The sequence below is a fragment of the Enterobacter sp. A8 genome (assembly GCF_004296595.1).
Lineage (GTDB): Bacteria > Pseudomonadota > Gammaproteobacteria > Enterobacterales > Enterobacteriaceae > Enterobacter > Enterobacter cloacae.
In genome coordinates this window covers 276518-294253 of sequence record NZ_SCMF01000004.1, presented here as the reverse complement: position 1 = coordinate 294253, position 17736 = coordinate 276518, and the positions used below count along the sequence as shown (strand labels likewise).

At 55.3% G+C, this 17736-nt stretch carries 17 protein-coding genes and 1 other annotated feature; of the genes, 5 read left to right on the top strand and 12 right to left on the bottom strand.

The annotated features are described in order from the left end of the window. Nucleotide 1: 1 nt before the first annotated feature. From thrB to yjjY, 5 genes are all read right to left on the bottom strand, one after another. Complete coding sequence (thrB, locus tag EQV24_RS17095) at nucleotides 2-931, bottom strand: homoserine kinase (RefSeq protein WP_013095510.1); 930 nt, start codon at nucleotides 929-931, stop codon at nucleotides 2-4. A gap of 1 nt (nucleotide 932) precedes the next feature. Beyond that, nucleotides 933-3395 (bottom strand): bifunctional aspartate kinase/homoserine dehydrogenase I, encoded by a 2463-nt coding sequence (thrA, locus tag EQV24_RS17090; RefSeq protein WP_013095509.1) that lies wholly within the window; start codon nucleotides 3393-3395, stop codon nucleotides 933-935. Between the two features lie 24 nt (nucleotides 3396-3419). Then, nucleotides 3420-3537 (bottom strand) — a sequence feature (Thr leader region). Then, nucleotides 3476-3544, bottom strand: coding sequence for a thr operon leader peptide (gene thrL, locus EQV24_RS17085; protein ID WP_015572623.1), 69 nt, complete (start codon nucleotides 3542-3544; stop codon nucleotides 3476-3478). (Overlaps the previous feature by 62 nt.) Nucleotides 3545-3755: 211 nt before the next feature. Continuing rightward, entirely contained in the window at nucleotides 3756-4442 is a 687-nt protein-coding gene (locus EQV24_RS17080) for a tRNA/rRNA methyltransferase (protein ID WP_130626869.1), read from the bottom strand. A gap of 399 nt (nucleotides 4443-4841) precedes the next feature. Continuing rightward, the gene (gene yjjY / locus EQV24_RS17075; RefSeq protein ID WP_001541509.1) at nucleotides 4842-4982 is read right to left on the bottom strand and encodes a protein YjjY; all 141 of its coding nucleotides are present in this window, start codon (nucleotides 4980-4982) and stop codon (nucleotides 4842-4844) included. 95 nt (nucleotides 4983-5077) lie between these two features. On the opposite strand from yjjY, the gene arcA reads away from it, so the two are divergent. Then, the gene (gene arcA / locus EQV24_RS17070; protein WP_003856501.1) at nucleotides 5078-5794 is read left to right on the top strand and encodes a two-component system response regulator ArcA; all 717 of its coding nucleotides are present in this window, start codon (nucleotides 5078-5080) and stop codon (nucleotides 5792-5794) included. Between the two features lie 46 nt (nucleotides 5795-5840). Here arcA and creA read toward each other — a convergent pair whose 3' ends face one another. After that, nucleotides 5841-6314, bottom strand: coding sequence for a protein CreA (gene creA, locus EQV24_RS17065; protein ID WP_013095506.1), 474 nt, complete (start codon nucleotides 6312-6314; stop codon nucleotides 5841-5843). A gap of 211 nt (nucleotides 6315-6525) precedes the next feature. On the opposite strand from creA, the gene robA reads away from it, so the two are divergent. Beyond that, complete coding sequence (robA, locus tag EQV24_RS17060; RefSeq protein ID WP_013095505.1) at nucleotides 6526-7395, top strand: MDR efflux pump AcrAB transcriptional activator RobA; 870 nt, start codon at nucleotides 6526-6528, stop codon at nucleotides 7393-7395. Here robA and gpmB read toward each other — a convergent pair. Further along, the gene (gpmB, locus tag EQV24_RS17055; RefSeq protein ID WP_130626868.1) at nucleotides 7392-8039 is read right to left on the bottom strand and encodes a 2,3-diphosphoglycerate-dependent phosphoglycerate mutase GpmB; all 648 of its coding nucleotides are present in this window, start codon (nucleotides 8037-8039) and stop codon (nucleotides 7392-7394) included. The two genes, robA and gpmB, sit on opposite strands and share 4 nt — an antisense overlap. Before the next feature lie 49 nt (nucleotides 8040-8088). Between gpmB and yjjX the strand changes: the two genes are divergently transcribed. Continuing rightward, nucleotides 8089-8604: an inosine/xanthosine triphosphatase gene (yjjX, locus tag EQV24_RS17050; RefSeq protein ID WP_029882672.1), complete on the top strand. Its 516-nt coding sequence runs from the start codon at nucleotides 8089-8091 to the stop codon at nucleotides 8602-8604. Nucleotides 8605-8631: 27 nt separating this feature from the next. On the opposite strand, the gene trpR is transcribed toward yjjX, so the two are convergent. After that, a complete protein-coding gene (gene trpR / locus EQV24_RS17045; protein ID WP_013095502.1) occupies nucleotides 8632-8961 on the bottom strand; it encodes a trp operon repressor in 330 nt (109 codons plus the stop codon). Between the two features lie 55 nt (nucleotides 8962-9016). Beyond that, nucleotides 9017-10954: a murein transglycosylase gene (gene sltY, locus EQV24_RS17040; protein WP_038418653.1), complete on the bottom strand. Its 1938-nt coding sequence runs from the start codon at nucleotides 10952-10954 to the stop codon at nucleotides 9017-9019. A 227-nt stretch (nucleotides 10955-11181) separates the two neighbouring features. Between sltY and ettA the strand changes: the two genes are divergently transcribed. Then, nucleotides 11182-12849, top strand: coding sequence for an energy-dependent translational throttle protein EttA (gene ettA, locus EQV24_RS17035; RefSeq protein ID WP_013095500.1), 1668 nt, complete (start codon nucleotides 11182-11184; stop codon nucleotides 12847-12849). A 92-nt stretch (nucleotides 12850-12941) separates the two neighbouring features. Here the strand turns inward: ettA and EQV24_RS17030 are convergent, their stop codons facing one another. Then, a complete protein-coding gene (locus EQV24_RS17030; RefSeq protein ID WP_038418651.1) occupies nucleotides 12942-13841 on the bottom strand; it encodes a LysR family transcriptional regulator in 900 nt (299 codons plus the stop codon). Between the two features lie 108 nt (nucleotides 13842-13949). Between EQV24_RS17030 and EQV24_RS17025 the strand changes: the two genes are divergently transcribed. Beyond that, on the top strand, nucleotides 13950-14951 hold the full coding sequence (locus tag EQV24_RS17025) for a zinc-binding alcohol dehydrogenase family protein (RefSeq protein ID WP_062729713.1): 1002 nt from the start codon (nucleotides 13950-13952) through the stop codon (nucleotides 14949-14951). A gap of 72 nt (nucleotides 14952-15023) precedes the next feature. Here EQV24_RS17025 and nadR read toward each other — a convergent pair whose 3' ends face one another. Both nadR and radA read right to left on the bottom strand, forming a co-directional pair. Next, nucleotides 15024-16256 carry a multifunctional transcriptional regulator/nicotinamide-nucleotide adenylyltransferase/ribosylnicotinamide kinase NadR gene (nadR, locus tag EQV24_RS17020; RefSeq protein ID WP_014830583.1) on the bottom strand — a complete coding sequence of 411 codons (1233 nt, stop codon included), beginning with the start codon at nucleotides 16254-16256 and terminating at the stop codon, nucleotides 15024-15026. Between the two features lie 35 nt (nucleotides 16257-16291). Further along, nucleotides 16292-17677, bottom strand: a complete 1386-nt coding sequence (gene radA / locus EQV24_RS17015) for a DNA repair protein RadA (protein WP_013095496.1) — start codon at nucleotides 17675-17677, stop codon at nucleotides 16292-16294. Between the last annotated feature and the right edge of the window lie 59 nt (nucleotides 17678-17736).

The following is a 17736-nucleotide window of genomic DNA, read 5'->3' as shown; positions in this document are numbered from 1 at the left end:
GTTATCCCAGTACTCGTGCGCCAGCCGTGTCCAGACGGCAAATATGAACAAAGCCTTCCTGATTTTGCAGGTAGTGTTTAGAGAGCCAGTCCGCCACGCGCTGCGCGGTGTCTGGCTTATCGCACAGGGCGAACAGCGTCGGGCCGGAGCCGGAGATGCCGCACGCCTGCGCGCCAATATCAAGCGATGCCTGTCGCGCCTCATTAAAGCCAGGCAGCAACTTCGTACGATACGGTTCGGCAATCACATCTTTCATCAATTTCGCCGCCAGCTGTGGCTGACGGGTATAACAGGCGTGAATAAAGCCTGCCAGGTGACGTCCGTGGGCGATGCAGTCCTGACGACGATACTGCGCAGGCAGGATCGCACGCGCTTCCGCAGTAGAAACTTTGATACCCGGGTAGGCCAGTACCCACAGCCACTCATCAAACCCTGGCACCTGCTGGCTGATGATGCCATTTTCTTCGATCATCAACTGCATACCGCCGAGGAAACACGGCGCGACGTTATCGTAGTGGATACTGCCAGAGATGCGGCCTTCCAGCTCACCCATTAACCCCAGCAGACGGCTATTGTTCAGGGGTTTGCCGCAGTGCTCATTCATCGCCACCAGCGCGGCCACAACAGAGCAGGCACTTGACCCCAGGCCAGAGCCAATCGGCATACTTTTTTCCAGCGTCATGGCGACCGGCACGTTTTTCCCGATCTCCTGACAGAAACGCTCCCAGCACTGATAGACAATATTCTCGCGCGGTTCGGACGGCAGCTTGCTGGCAAAACGTCCCACGTTATTCAGGCTGAAGCTTTCTGCTGCTTCCACCGTGACCGTATCGCCCAATAGTGAACCGTCCACCGGCGTCACCGCCGCACCCAGCACATCAAACCCTACGCTCATATTGGCGCTGGAAGCCGGGGCATAAACTTTGACCATGTTAAACTCCTAACTTCCATGACAGGGTACGCAGCAGATCGGCAAACACACCCGCCGCCGTAACATCGTTCCCTGCGCCATAGCCGCGAAGCACCAGCGGCAATGGCTGATAATAGTGGCTGTAAAACGCCAGGGCGTTTTCGCCGTTTTTGACTTTGTACAGCGGATCGTTGCCATCGACTTCGGCAATCTTCACCCGGCACACGCCATCTTCTTCAATGTTGCCAACATAGCGCAATACCTTACCTTCATCACGGGCTTTCGCCACGCGTGCGGCAAAAGCGTCATCCAGCTGCGGTAAATTATCCATAAAGGCGCTGACGTCACCGCTGCTGTCAAATTCAGCCGGCAGCACGGGTTCTATCACGATATCGGAAAGCTCCAGTTCACGGCCCGTTTCGCGCGCCAGAATAAGCAGTTTGCGCGCCACGTCCATACCGGAGAGATCGTCACGCGGATCCGGCTCGGTGTAGCCCAGTTCACGCGCGGCGCGGGTTGCTTCTGAGAGGCTCATCCCTTCATCCAGCTTACCGAAAATAAAGGACAGCGAGCCGGAGAGAATGCCGGAGAAACGTTGCAGTTCGTCGCCCGCGTTCAGCAGGTTCTGCAGGTTTTCGATAACCGGCAGGCCCGCCCCCACATTGGTGTCGTACAGGAACTTGCGACGCGATTTGCTCGCCGCCAGACGCAGCTGGTGATAGTAATCCATCGACGAGGTGTTGGCCTTTTTGTTCGGCGTGACCACGTGGAAGCCTTCGCGCAGGAAGTCCGCGTACTGATCGGCAACCGCCTGGTTCGACGTACAATCGACAATCACCGGGTTCAGCAGGTGATACTCTTTCACCAGACGGATCAGACGCCCAAGGTTGAACGGCTCTTTTGCCTCGTTCAACTCGGCCTGCCAGTTTTCCAGGTTCAGCCCGTGAACGTTGGTCAACAGCGCTTTTGAGTTGGCGATCCCGCAGACGCGCAGATCGATATGCTTCTTCTTCAGCCACTCCTGCTGACGCTTCACCTGCTCCAGCAGCGCACCGCCAACGCCGCCCACGCCAATCAGGAACAGCTCAATCACCTGATCGGTGTTGAACAGCATCTGATGAACCACGCGTACGCCGGTAGTCGCGTCATCGTTATCAACCACCACCGAAATAGAACGCTCGGATGAGCCCTGGGCAATGGCCACGATATTAATATTGGCGCGCGCCAGCGCGGCAAAGAACTTGGCGGAGATACCGCGCAGCGTGCGCATACCGTCGCCAACCACGGAGATAACCGCAAGACGTTCCTGAATGGATAATGGCTCCAGCAGCTCTTCTTTCAGCTCCAGATAGAACTCTTCTTCCAGCGCACGACGGGCGCGCAGACAGTCACCCTGCGGCACGCAGAAGCTGATGCTGTATTCCGATGAGGACTGGGTGATCAGCACCACAGAGATCCCATTGCGTGACATTGCGGCAAACACGCGCGCCGCCATGCCAACCATCCCTTTCATACCAGGCCCGGAGACGCTGAACATTGCCATGTTGTTGAGGTTGGAGATGCCTTTCACCGGCAGGCCATCTTCGTCGGTGCTGGCGCCAATCAGCGTGCCAGGCGCTTGCGGGTTACCGGTATTTTTAATCAGGCAAGGGATCTGGAACTGGGCAATGGGGGAGATGGTACGAGGGTGAAGCACTTTCGCGCCGAAGTAGGAAAGCTCCATCGCCTCCTGGTAAGACATCGACTTCAGCAGCCTGGCGTCCGGTACCTGGCGCGGGTCGCAGGTGTATACGCCGTCAACGTCAGTCCAGATCTCGCAACAGTCCGCGCGTAAACAGGCGGCCAGCACAGCAGCAGAGTAATCAGAGCCGTTACGGCCCAGCACCACCAGTTCACCCTTTTCATTGCCGGCGGTGAAGCCCGCCATCAGGATCATATGGTCAGAAGGAATTTTGCTCGCAGCGATGCGGCGGGTTGATTCAGCAATATCAACGGTGGATTCGAGGTAGTGGCCCACCGCCAGCAGTTTTTCAACCGGATCAATCACCGTGACGTGATGCCCGCGCGCTTCCAGCAGGCCCGCCATGATGGCGATAGAGAGTTTCTCACCGCGGCAAATTAACGCCGCGTTGATGCTGTCCGGGCACTGACCCAGCAGGCTGATACCGTGCAGCACATGTTTAATCTGGGCAAATTCTTGTTCTACGAAGGCTTTCAGCTGTACGAGCGGGAAACCTGGCTGTGCCTCCGCCAGCCCCTGCAGCAGCTCGGCGAAGATACGCTCGGCATCACTAATGTTCGGAAGTGCATCCTGACCGCCAATGGTCTTTTCAATCATCGCCACCAGGTGGTTAGTGATTTTTGCCGGCGCAGAGAGAACGGTCGCGACCTGTCCCTGCCTGGCGTTGCTCTCCAGGATATCGGCAACACGCAGAAAGCGTTCTGCATTTGCCACTGATGTACCGCCGAACTTCAACACTCGCATGGTTCTACCTCGTTTCCTTTAGCCGAAAAAAAAGCCCGCACTGTTCAGGTGCGGGCTTTTTTCTGTTTTTCCTGTACGCGTCAGCCCGCATCGTTACCTGTGGTAATGATGATGGTTGTGGTAATGGTGGTGATGCTGATGCGTTTCATGGATGTTGTGTACTCTGTCATTATTATCTGTCTGTGCTGTATTCTTTTAGGGTTAAAGGATCGGGCACCTTAAGTCAATGAATTTTTAATTTGATCACAATTCAGTGCATTCTTACGTCCCGCTGCGTGCAGATTTATTTTCATCCGATTCCGCCAGAGGCAACCCTTAACGTCAGACGCTTACGCCATAGTAAAAACTTATGGCAGCATTTTACTCGGATAATTTTTTTTCGATATCGTGCAGCAAACGGTGCAGCATTGCCGTATCGCGCTGCTCCAGACGCCCAAGACGCTGCTGCAGCCAGTCAGCCATTTTTTGGTCATCCGCCACGCCAAGTTGCATCAGCAGGTTGTCAACGCGCGTACGCAGCGCGGCCAGTTGGTTTTCGTCGGTACCCACCGCTTGCGGTTGGGGAATTTGTATTAAGGACGCTAATTGATAGCAATAGACCATCACCGCCTGACCTAAATTCAGGGACGGATAATCCGCGACCATCGGAGCCCCCGTCAGCACATCCGCGAGCGCCAGTTCGTCGTTTGTTAATCCTGAATCTTCCCGCCCAAACACCAGCGCCGCTTTTTCCAGCCACTGGCTTTTCTCGCTCATCATCGGTACCAGTTCCGCTGGCGTGGCGTAATAGTGGAACTTCGCCCGACTGCGCGCCGTGGTCGCAACGGTAAACGAAATATCTTGCAGCGCGTCGGCGAGCGTGTCGTAAGTGGTTATATTATCAAGAATATCGCCCGACCCGTGCGCCACCCAACGCGCCGCGGGCTCCAGGTGAGCAGCGCTGTCCACAATACGCAAATCGGTGAACCCCATGGTCTTCATGGCACGCGCCGCAGCGCCTATATTTTCAGCTCTGGCTGGCGCGACCAGTACAATCGACAGATGCATTTATGCTCTCTTTTTAATCAGTTAGCGGGGATTAATGTGATGCGCGTCAACATATTACGCGGCGCGAATTTACAATTTTGCAACACAAATCACCGAAATAGCGTTTCATAACAAATTAAAAGCGCTAAACTATTTTGTAGCTGAACAATCATTTAGAATGTTAACAGAACCTGATTATCCTTATGTTTTATAATGATAATGACAGGGTGAATACGCGATTTAAGTTGGATTCGTAACGTTTATCAATCAAGATCCGCAACTAGTTGGTTTATTGAAAAATTGTGACAAAGGCTAGCATTTAGCTATGATGATTTCATCAAACTGTTAACGTGCTACAATTGAACTTGATATATGTCAACGAAGCGTAGTTTTATTGGGTGTCAGGTGTCACTTAGCCTGTTATGTTGCTGTTAAAATGGTTAGGATGACAGCCGTTTTTGACACTGTCGGGTCCAAAGGGAAAGTACCCACGACCAAGCTAATGATGTTGTTGACGTTGATGGAAAGTGCATCAAGAACGCAATTACGTACTTTAGTCACGTTAGCCCGGTCATGTTAATTTGCGACATGCATCAGGCAGGTCAGGGACTTTTGTACTTCCTGTTTCGATTTAGTTGGCAATTTAGGTAGCAAACATGCAGACCCCGCACATTCTTATCGTTGAAGACGAGTTGGTAACACGCAACACGTTGAAGAGCATTTTCGAAGCAGAAGGCTACGATGTCTTTGAAGCGACCGATGGCGCAGAGATGCATCAGATCCTTTCTGAAAATGATATCAACCTGGTCATTATGGATATCAATCTGCCAGGTAAAAACGGCCTTCTGCTGGCGCGCGAACTGCGTGAACAGGCGAACGTCGCATTAATGTTCCTGACAGGCCGTGATAACGAAGTTGATAAGATCCTTGGCCTGGAAATCGGTGCGGATGACTACATCACCAAACCGTTTAACCCACGCGAGTTAACCATTCGTGCACGCAACCTGCTGTCCCGCACCATGAACCTGGGCACCGTCAGCGAAGAGCGTCGTAGCGTAGACAGCTACAAATTCAACGGCTGGGAACTCGATATCAATAGCCGTTCACTGATCAGCCCGAACGGTGAGCAGTATAAACTGCCGCGCAGTGAATTCCGCGCGATGCTGCACTTCTGTGAAAACCCGGGCAAAATTCAGTCCCGTGCAGAACTGCTGAAGAAAATGACCGGCCGTGAGCTGAAGCCACACGACCGTACTGTAGACGTGACCATCCGTCGTATTCGTAAACATTTCGAATCTACGCCAGATACGCCGGAAATCATCGCCACAATTCACGGCGAAGGCTATCGTTTCTGCGGTGACCTGCAGGAGTGATCCCGCAGTCAGCACCATAAAAAACGGCGCGAAAGCGCCGTTTTTTTTATTCCCGCCACGGCATAATCGGCACCGCGCTAATCGCGTTTTTCGGTGAGCCTTCTACTACTTTGTCGGAGTAGGCAAGGTAGGCCAGGGTGTTACGTTTAGCATCGTAAAAACGCACCACCTGCAGCTTTTTGAAGACCAGCGACGTCCGTTTCTGGAACACCACATCCCCCTGCGCTTTGCCGTTTTTGATTTTCTCGCTCAGTTCAACCGGCCCGACCTGCTGGCAGGAGATGGCCGCATCGGATGTATCCTCGGCCAGCCCCAGACCGCCTTTTATCCCCCCGGTTTTTGCCCGGCTAACGTAGCAGGTGACGTTTTTTACATCCGGATCGTCAAACGCCTCCACCACAATTTTGTGGTCCGGCCCAAACATTTTAAACACGGTATCGACAGAACCAATCTGTTCCGCCTGCGCCGCGCGGCCCGCTATCAGCAGTAAGGCTGTTAAGAGCAATGTCTTATATTTCATATTGTTACCATTTCTTAATATTACGTTGAGCGATTATTCAACACGTTAGACAAAAATGTAGCAAGATCACAGGATTAGAATATATTCACCCAAAACGCAGGACAAAAAGCATTAATGAGCAAAAAAAACACTGAATGCTAAAACATCAAAAAATGCTATTATCCGCTAACCTGTTATCAGGCACCTGCTGTTTTAAGGATGAGGATAGTATATGGATCAGGCTGGAATTATTCGCGACCTGCTAACCTGGCTGGAAGGTCATCTTGACCAGCCTTTGTCACTGGATAATGTGGCGGCTAAAGCAGGCTATTCCAAGTGGCATCTGCAAAGGATGTTCAAGGATGTCACCGGTCATGCTATCGGTGCCTATATTCGCGCACGTCGTTTATCTAAATCTGCGGTGGCCTTACGCCTGACCGCGCGGCCCATTCTTGATATTGCCCTGCAGTATCGTTTCGACTCGCAACAAACATTCACCCGAGCTTTTAAAAAACAGTTCTCGTTGACGCCAGCACTCTATCGCCGTTCACCTGACTGGAGCTCATACGGTATGCGTCCGCCGCTGCGTCTGGGCGAGTTCGCCATGCCGAAGTACGAAATCATTACCCTGCCGGAAACCCATTTGATCGGTACGACACAGAGCTACACCTGTTCTCTGGAGCAGATTTCTGAGTTCCGCCATCAAATGCGCGTTCAGTTCTGGCGCGACTTCCTGAGCCATGCCCCGGCGATCCCGCCTATCCTGTATGGTCTCAACGAAACGCATCCAAGCCAGGAAAAAGACGACGAGCAGGAGGTGTTCTACACCACCGCGTTAACGCCGGAGATGGCCAATGGCTATATTCAGGGCTCTAAACCGGTCGTGCTGGAAGGCGGAGAGTACGTGATGTTCTCCTACGAAGGGCTGGGAACGGGCGTACAGGAATTCATCCTGACCGTTTACGGAACATGCATGCCTATGCTGAACCTGAATCGCCGTAAAGGTCAGGATATTGAGCGCTACTACCCGGCAAGCGATGCGAAACCGGAAGAAGGCCCCATTAATCTGCGGATGGAATTCTTAATCCCGATCCGTCGTTAACGCTGCAGTTCATCCAGTGCAGGGGCATCAAGATGCGAAATGTCCCCTGCCATCTCAACGACCCAACCCGACGCCAGCCACGCGCTTTCCTGATAATCAATACGGGAAATAGAGCAGTTGCGCAGACGCAAACGGCGCTCCGCATAGGCCGGTAACCCCAGAATGGTGCTGACCAGACATCCCAGCGCAATCCCGTGACTCACCAGCAGTGGACGGCTTCCGGCGGGCAGCTTCAGGCATTCCGCCAGCGCAGCATGCACACGCACGCTCAGCTCCTGCATGGATTCGCCCTCAGGGATACGGCCATCTTCGGTACCGTTAACCAGCGTGCGGCGCCAGCCCTCTTCCGTTTCCGTCAGCGTATCGATATGGCGTTTTTCGAGCACCCCCATATCCAGCTCGCGCAGGCGCGGTTCAAGCAGCACATCACAACCACAGGCATCAGCAATAATGCGCGCCGTCTGCTGCGTGCGACCTAGATCGCTGGTGATGACATGGGTAATGCCCAGCGTTCTGGCACGTTCTGCCACCTGCCACGCTTGCTGCACACCCTTTTCAGTGAGAGGACTGTCGGACTGGCCTTGAATACGTCGCTCGGCGTTCCACTGCGTTTCACCGTGGCGAACAAGGTATACCTGTAACATGCTTTTTTTCCGTTATACTGCGATGAGTTTTTTTGAATCGAGCTTAATTATGCACCATGTTGTCTCTGCTACCACCAATCCTGCCAAAATTCAGGCAATTCTAAGGGCATTTGAAGAGATTTTCGGCGAAGGATCCTGCCATATTGATGCCGTCGGCGTCGAGAGTGGCGTTCCTGAACAGCCGTTTGGCAGCGAAGAAACGCGCGCTGGCGCACGAAATCGCGTGTTAAATGCGAAAGCGGCCGCACCCGATGCCGACTTCTGGGTCGCCATTGAAGCGGGAATTGACGAAGGCGCGACGTTTAGCTGGGTGGTTATCGAAAGCCGTGAACAGCGCGGTGAAGCACGCTCGGCCACCCTGCCGCTGCCGGACATCATTCTGGAAAAAGTGCGCGCAGGCGAAGCGCTCGGGCCAGTGATGTCGCAATACACCGGCATTGATGAAATAGGCCGTAAAGAAGGAGCGATTGGCGTCTTTACTGCTGGCGCGCTTACGCGCTCAAGCGTTTACCATCAGGCAGTGATCCTGGCGTTAAGCCCGTTCCATAACGCCATTTATCGTTGAACGTGTAGGCCGGATAAGGCGCAGCCGTCATCCGGCGTTTTTCAGCAATACCGCTTCCAGCCACTGACGCAGCTCAACCGGCGCAGACTTCAGGCTGTTTGAACCGCGGGTGATCGTCGCGATCCCCGCGCCCAGCTCGTTTTTGAGCTCACGCTGGCTCATCTCACCGCGCAGTAACTCTTCGATGATCCGCACGCGCGTGCCCAACGCCTCACGCTCGTCCGGCGTCAGCATCAGTTGCAGCAGGGGTAAATGCAGATCCTGGTCGTAAGACTGGCGGAGCAACTCCACAAAACGAAGCCACTCCTGATGACGTTGTTCGGCCAGTGCCGAGGAATACGGGGAATGCTGGGTCATGTTATGCCGCCTGTTGTACTCATTAACGAGTACAGCATAACACAACCCATCCCAATCAGTAACGTCTCTGCCACTCCGCATCGCTCATCAGGGTATCTTTTTGCCCCATGAAGTAACGGTAATAGGCATCATACGCCAGCACGTTCTTCACGTAGCCGCGCGTTTCTGAGAACGGAATGCTCTCGACAAACGCCACGGCGTCGATGCGTCCGGCGCTGTTACCCAGCCAGGTACGCACACGCCCTGGGCCCGCGTTATACGCCGCAGAGGCGAAAATGCGGTTGTTACCAAACTGCTGATAGACGTACTGCAGATAGCTGGTACCAATGTTGATGTTGGTATCCGGATCCAGCAGCTGTGATGGACTGCTGTATCCCGGGATATTAAACATCTTCACCGTATGCGTCGCCGTGCCCGGCATAATCTGCATCAGGCCGCTGGCCCCTACCGGGGAACGGACTTTCGGGTTCCAGGCGCTCTCCTGACGGGCAATCGCCATGGCATAGCTTTGCGGAATATCTTTACCGCTGGTGTAGCGATCGAACAGATCTTTGTAGGCCAGCGGGAAACGTTCTTCGAGATGATCCCACAGCTTACCGGCGATCGTCGCCTGAACGCTCAGATCCCACCAGTGGTTATCAAAGGCGTAACGGGCAAGCTGGGCTTTCTCATCCGTAGTGCGGCTGGTGACCAGATTCGCCCACTCGCTACGGGCGGTGTTGTCCATATTCCAGTACATCAGCTCGCGCACGCGCGCCATTTCCGGCCCCTGGGTCAACGCCGGGCTGGCGTTACCCGGCGCTTTATCAATGCGGAAGGTGTACTCCTCACCCAGACGCTGCGCGGCCACCATTGGATAGAAGCCTCGCTGCTGCATCAGCGTGTGGAGGATCTCTTTGGCTTCGTCATCGCGTCCCCGCTCCATCAGCAGATCCGCCTGCCAGTAGCGCCATTCGTCTTTCTCTTTGGCTTCCATCGGCAGACGCGCAAGCCAGGTATTGAGGCCTTTACGATCGCCCGTCCCCAGCGCCATGCGCACGCGACGTTCCACCAGCGACGTGGAGTTGGAGCGCATAATGGCATCGTCCCGCCAGCGGGCCTGTTCGTCGGTTACGTCCGAGCCCATCAGTCTCCACGCCACGATGTCGCGCAGTTCCTGGGTTTGCTCTTCATTGAGCTGCTGTGCCTGCACCAGCTGCGGGATCATCAGCCGCGCGTTTTCGACATCGTCACGCGCCACGCTGGCAAAGGCCACCGCCGCCATCTGTCGGGTAAAATCGGTCGCTCCCGTGCTGCGGGCAAAGGTCAGAACGCTGTTGGGATCGTTAGCCAGCGACATCACGGCCGTGGAAATGGTCTGGTAATCCGACGGCATTTGTCCCGCCAGAGCCATCACCAGACGCGTGTTTCCGGCTTTCATCGCCAGACGGATACGTTCAAGGTAAGCCAGCGGATCCTGTTTACCGGAAGCACGCCAGGCACCAAAGAGCGAATCACAGGCGTTAGGCTGGCTTTTCCCGGTCAGCCACAGCTCTTTTGCCCCGGCCCAGGCTTCCTCCTGCTGACCGGTGGCCCATTTTGCATAGTAATAGTTACACTGGGCTTCCGTGGTGTTCGGTTTTTCCGGGCTGAACGCCAGCAGTCCGCGCCAGTCTTCACGACGCGCCAGCTCGTTTACAAAACGAGACTGCAGGTTCCGGGCGGGCGGCAGGGTCGGGTTCGCCTGAATGAAATTATTCACGGTGACCGTGGGTTGATTCATGAGATCGTCAGTAATCTGGCGATACTCCAGATAGGGATAGAGAGGATAGTCTTTCAGCGTCGGCATCAACGCCTGCACAGTATCCATCTGTTTGTTGTCCCACGCCTGTTTAATCTGGGCGTAGCGGTTACGTTGTTCATCCAGTGAATCGGCATGCACCGCCTGGCTTACCGCCATTACGCATACGCTGGCCGCCAGCAGACGCCAGACCACCCGTTTGGCTTTTTCCACAAGCTCTTCCTCATTGTTTTTTCGTCAATTGCAGCGTCTTGCCACGTCAAAGTCTAATTAACTTATGCTAACCAGGCATCCCGGAACGCGCCACGTTAAGGACACTTTTTTACCTTTCCTGCGCGTTTTAACACTCCCGACGTTCCTGGCTGGGATTAGGGCGGGAAAAAGGCTACACTTCGAGGCTGAAATTCCTTTTCATCACGATAAAAGAGGCGAAGTCCAACGTGGCTCAATTCGTTTATACCATGCATCGTGTCGGCAAAGTGGTACCGCCGAAACGTCATATTCTTAAAAATATCTCGCTGAGCTTCTTCCCGGGCGCAAAAATCGGTGTTCTGGGCCTCAACGGTGCCGGTAAGTCCACCCTGCTGCGCATCATGGCCGGCATCGATACAGACATCGAAGGTGAAGCCCGTCCGCAGCCAGGCATCAAAATTGGCTACCTGCCGCAGGAACCTCAGCTGAACCCTGAACACACCGTTCGTGAATCGGTTGAAGAAGCGGTATCCGAAGTGGTTAACGCGCTGAAAGGTCTGGATGAAGTGTATGCCAAATACGCCGAGCCAGATGCGGACTTCGATAAACTGGCCGCTCAGCAAGGCAAATTTGAAGAGATTATCCAGGCGCACGACGGTCACAACCTGAACGTGCAGCTGGAGCGCGCCGCTGACGCTCTGCGTCTGCCGGACTGGGATGCGAAAATCGCCAACCTCTCCGGTGGTGAGCGTCGCCGCGTGGCGCTGTGCCGTCTGCTGCTGGAAAAACCAGACATGCTGCTGCTCGACGAACCCACTAACCACCTGGATGCGGAATCCGTGGCGTGGCTGGAACGCTTCCTGCACGACTTCGAAGGTACCGTGGTGGCGATCACCCACGACCGTTACTTCCTCGACAACGTGGCGGGCTGGATCCTGGAGCTGGACCGCGGCGAGGGTATCCCATGGGAAGGCAACTACTCTTCCTGGCTGGAGCAGAAAGATCAGCGTCTGGCGCAGGAAGCGTCTGCTGAAGCAGCACGCCGTAAGTCTATTGAGAAAGAGCTGGAATGGGTACGTCAGGGCACGAAGGGCCGTCAGTCTAAGGGCAAAGCCCGTCTGGCACGCTTCGAAGAGCTGAACAACACCGAATACCAGAAACGTAACGAAACCAACGAACTGTTTATTCCACCTGGCGCGCGTCTGGGGGATAAAGTGGTCGAAGTCAGCAACCTGCGTAAATCTTACGGTGACCGCGTGCTGATCGACGATCTCTCCTTCTCCGTACCGAAGGGTGCCATCGTCGGTATCATCGGTCCGAACGGCGCGGGTAAATCCACCCTGTTCCGTATGATGTCCGGTCAGGAGCAGCCAGACAGCGGTTCTATCACCCTGGGTGAAACGGTGAAACTGGCGTCCGTTGACCAGTTCCGTGACGCAATGGATAACAGCAAAACCGTGTGGGAAGAAGTGTCCGGCGGGCTGGATATCATGCGTATCGGCAACACCGAGATGCCAAGCCGTGCCTACGTGGGCCGCTTTAACTTCAAAGGTACCGATCAGGGTAAACGCGTCGGCGAGTTGTCTGGTGGTGAGCGTGGTCGTCTGCATCTGGCGAAGCTGCTGCAGGTTGGCGGTAACGTACTGCTGCTCGATGAACCAACCAACGACCTCGACATCGAAACCCTGCGCGCGCTGGAAAACGCCCTGCTGGAGTTCCCGGGCTGTGCCATGGTTATCTCGCACGACCGTTGGTTCCTTGACCGTATCGCCACCCACATTCTGGATTACCAGGACGAAGGTAAGGTAGAGTTCTTCGAAGGTAACTTCACCGAATACGAAGAGTACAAGAAACGCACGCTGGGCGCAGACGCACTGGAGCCGAAGCGTATTAAGTACAAGCGTATTGCGAAATAAAAGTAAAACGGCAACTTCGGTTGCCGTTTTTTTATCTTTGTGCCCTCTCCCCGTGGGAGAGGGTCAGGGTGAGGGCAACAGGCCGCACATAATCACCCACCCACGTAAAACCGCTTCACCTCATCAAACTGCATCGCAAAGTCGATATAGCTCATCAGCGCAGGCGAATTGAGCTTACGGCTCGGATAGGCGAGCCAGAGATCGTTTCCTTCAACGTTCCACTCCGGTAGCACCTGCACCAGCGCCCCTTTTTCAATTTTATCTTCCAGCAAAAAAGCGGGTAAGAGTGTGATTCCCGCACCAGCTACCGCGCACTCACGAGCATACACAAGATTATCCGTCATATGCGCATTGTCCGGCAGATAGCGGTAATCCTCACTCTCGCTTTGCAGGAGCCATTCAGACCAGGCCTTGTGGGTAATACAGCGGTGATCCACCAGCTGGCGGGGATGATACAGCGGCTCCCGGCGTGCCAGGTATTCCGGTGAGGCCAGCATATAGCGCGGGCAGTGGCCAATCATGCGGCCAATCAGCGAGGAGTCCTGCGGTTTACCGGTACGCAGCGCCACGTCAAAGCCAGACTCCACCAGATCGAGCACATCGTCAGAAATAGAGACATCCAGTGAAACGTCAGGATAGCGGAGCTGAAACTCGGCATTCAGGTGTGCCAGTAACGTCGCGCCAATGCCCGCCGGGCAGGTGATGCGAAGCCGTCCGCTGGGGTTTTCACGCAGCCGCTGAATGGCATACTCCGCCCTTTCACTGGCCGCCAGCATCTCGCGACAATGCACCAGATAGTGCTCCCCCGCAAAGGTCAGATTCAGCCTGCGCGTGGTGCGGTTCAGCAGGCGGATCCCCACCTGCTGCTCAAGCTGGCTAATCCGCTGGCTAACGCTGGATTTCGGCAGGTCTGCTTTCTGCGCTGCGGCGGTAAAACTCCCCATCTCCGCCACCAGCGCAAACAGCGCCATATCCTGCAGCTGTTTAAACATGATTGTTCACCCCATACGAACACTCCGTTCTTGATTGTCCATCTTATCATGCGCATGACCACTTAATAGACTAGCCTCAACAAAACGCATTCCATTGAGGAGTTAATCATGTCTGTTAAAGCCATTGCCGTTAATCCTGAAAATCCCGCAGCTTTTATTGAGATCACCCAACCGATGCCACAGCCCGGTGAACACGATCTGCTGGTGGAAGTAAAAGCCGTTTCCATCAACCCGGTCGATACTAAAGTGCATGCGAGTCTTGTTAAAAACGGCCTGCAGGCGCCACGCATTCTCGGCTGGGATGCCAGCGGTGTCGTCAAAGCGGTGGGGACAAGCGTCACCGGTTTCAAACCGGGCGACGAAGTGTGGTACGCCGGCGACATTACCCGTCCGGGCAGTAATGCCACGCACCAGCTGATTGATGCGCGTATTGTCGGACACAAACCGACAAGCCTTGGCTGGGATGCCGCTGCCGCATTGCCGCTGACCGCGCTCACCGCCTGGGAAGGGCTGTTTGAGCGCCTGAATATTCAGGATGCCGGGTCGGACAAAACGCTGCTGATCATCGGCGGTGCCGGCGGCGTAGGCTCCCTTGCGATCCCGTTTGCGAAGCACAACAGCAAGGTCAGGGTCATCGCCACCGCGTCGCGGGAAGACTCAGCCCAGTGGTGTCGCGATCGCGGCGCGGATCTGGTGGTGAATTATCGCGATCTGCAAGGTGAACTGGCCAAACAGGGCATCACCTTTGTGGATTATATTTTCATCCTCAATGATACCGATGGCCACTGGGACGCGGTCAGCGAACTGATTGCGCCGCAGGGACACATCTGCTCCATCGTCGAAAATGCGCACCCGCTGAACCAGGACAAGCTGAAATCCAAATCCGCCGCCCTGCACTGGGAATTCATGTATACCCGCAGCATGTACCAGACTGCCGATATGGGGCGTCAGGGCGAGATCTTAAACGAGGTGGCAAAGCTGGTGGATAACGGCGTAGTGGAGAGCTCGCTCAGCGAAACGCTGCACGGGCTGAGCGTGGAAAGCATTACCGAGGCCCACCGCAAAGTGCTGGACGGGCATATGCGCGGGAAGGTGGTGGTTGCGTTCTGAGTGGATAATTCCCCCTCACCCTGCCCTCTCCCCATGGGGGAGAGGGTTAGGGTGAGGGGCAAACCTGTGACTTTACCCCTGCTCCCCCATCATCTCCTTCACCAGCTCGACGCAGCGCAGGAAACGGGTGTCGTAATCCGACGCTTCAACGTGGACAAACTCCACGTTGTTCTCATGAAGCATCTCCACCAGCATCGTCTGGAACTCTTTCCTGTCCACTGAGCTACCGAGGCTGCGCATCCCGTCGGCGACCCACGGCGTGTTGTTTTCCAGCAGGATCACCAGGTCGAAGCGATATTCATCGATCAGCGCCTGTACGAACGGGTGCTCGCGTCCTTCATACTTCTTACAGAAGGCTTGTGTGGTGACAAAATCGGTGTCGATGAAGGCCACTTTGTTGGCGTATTTCACCGCGAAATCAATGTACTGAGCATGGCCTAGCGCGATTTTATCGTAATCAGAATACTGCAGCGCCATCTCGTCTCCCCCCAGATGGGAAAAGACATAATCACGTCCGTATTCCCACGCGCTGGTAGTATTGAAGATATTTGCCAGCTTGTTGACCAGCGTCGATTTCCCGCTGGATTCACCGCCCAGAATCGCAACTGTGCGCACAAAGAACGGCTTCACTTCGGTCGGGATGTAATCCCAGTAGCGGAACGGGTTTTCGCGGATCTGCGCCCCGCTGATGTTCATGAATGTACGCTTAGGATCGATCAGCACCGTTTCAATGCCCAGATGCTCGCGGAACTGCGGTGCGTCGGACTCTTCAGAGGTGTAGATCCAGTTGGGCGCAATGCCCTTCTCTTCCATAAACGCTTTAATGCCGTTGCTCCACACGTCCCAGCCGTGTGGATACGGCTCCATGCCCTCTTCGTTAAAGGCATGAATGCGAATGTTTTTCTGATATTTGAAGGTCTGAAGCAGCCAGCGCAGGCGATCCGGCACCGTCGGCTGCTGCGACATGGCGCTGTCTTCAAACAGCTGACGGTCACGGGTTTCATCGTAACCCATGATGATGTGCAGTTCGTCGACCTGGCTACAGGCGCGCTGGATCAGGTAGATATGGCCGGTATGCAGCGGGTAAAACTTGCCAAACACCACGCCGATGTTCTTTTGCATACGCGGGAATTCAAGCCCCAGAAAGCGATGTAACGCTTCCAGCTTTTGCGCGCTGGGGCTTTTGATTTTGGCGTTCAGCAACTGGCTAAGATAGCCTTTCGTCATGCCGCTGGCGTCAGCCACCTGCTGTAGCGTGCAGCCTTTCTGACGGATTGCGGTCTTGATGTAGTCAAATGATGACATAAATTACGGTGCCTCCTGCAAAATCGAATACGTAATTATAAGTCGTCAAAGACATTTAACGCATCTGCGAGTTTTTTAACGCCAAAGACCTGCATCCCTTCGGGGATCTTCTTCGGCACGTTGGCCGCCGGCACAATCGCCCGGCGGAAGCCATGTTTCGCCGCCTCGGAGATGCGCTCCTGGCCGCTGGGCACCGGGCGGATCTCCCCGGCCAGCCCCACTTCGCCGAAGACCACCAAATCCTGCGGCAGCGGTCTGTCGCGCAGACTGGAGACCATCGCCAGCAGCAGCGCCAGATCGGCACTGGTCTCTGAAACTTTCACGCCCCCGACCACGTTGACGAAGACATCCTGATCGGCCATTTGCAGGCCACCATGACGGTGTAGCACCGCCAGCAGGATCGCCAGACGGTTCTGTTCCAGACCGACCGCCACGCGCCGCGGGTTACCCATCATCGAGTGATCCACCAGCGCCTGAATTTCAACGAGCAGCGGGCGCGTCCCCTCCCACAGCACCATCACCGAACTGCCGGAGGTGACTTCATCTCCCCGGCTCAGGAAGATGGCCGACGGGTTGCTGACTTCGCGCAGCCCCTGCTCGGTCATGGCAAATACGCCCAGTTCATTCACCGCACCAAAGCGGTTTTTGTGGCTGCGCAGGGTACGGAAGCGGGAGTCCGCGTCGCCGTCGAGCATCACGGAGCAGTCGATACAGTGCTCAAGCACTTTTGGCCCCGCCAGGGAACCGTCTTTGGTAACGTGGCCGACCATCACAATCGCCACGCCGCGGGTTTTGGCAAAACGCGTCAGATACGCGGCGGTCTCACGCACCTGCGCCACGCTGCCCGGCGAGGACTGAATATCCGCCATGTGCATCACCTGGATGGAGTCGATCACCATCAGTTTCGGCTGCTCTTCTTCGGCAATCATGCAGATCTGCTCAATGCTGGTTTCTGACAGCATATTCAGATTGCCGGTAGGTAACCCCAGACGGTGTGCTCGCATCGCCACCTGCTGCAGGGACTCTTCGCCAGTGACGTACAGGGTTTTCATCTGCTCGGCGAGCTTGCAGAGCGTTTGCAGCAGCAGGGTCGATTTACCCGCCCCCGGGTTACCGCCGATTAGGATCGCACTGCCCGGCACCACGCCGCCGCCAAGCACGCGGTCAAATTCTTTGAAGCCGGTGGAGAAGCGCGGCAACGCTTCCAGACTGATTTCTGACAGTTTTTGGACTTTTGCCACACCGGCATTACCCGCATAGCCGCTCAGGCGTTCATTGCGGGCCACGCTCGGCGAAGCCGCCACACCACGCACTTCGGTGATGGTGTTCCAGGCATGACAGGCGCTGCATTGCCCCTGCCAGCGCGGATAATCCGCACCACATTCATTACAGACAAATGCGCGTTTTGGGGCTTTAGCCACGGTTTACCTCGTTATTTCAGTGCGGCCTGCACGCCGGGTGGCGCTAACGCTTACCCGGC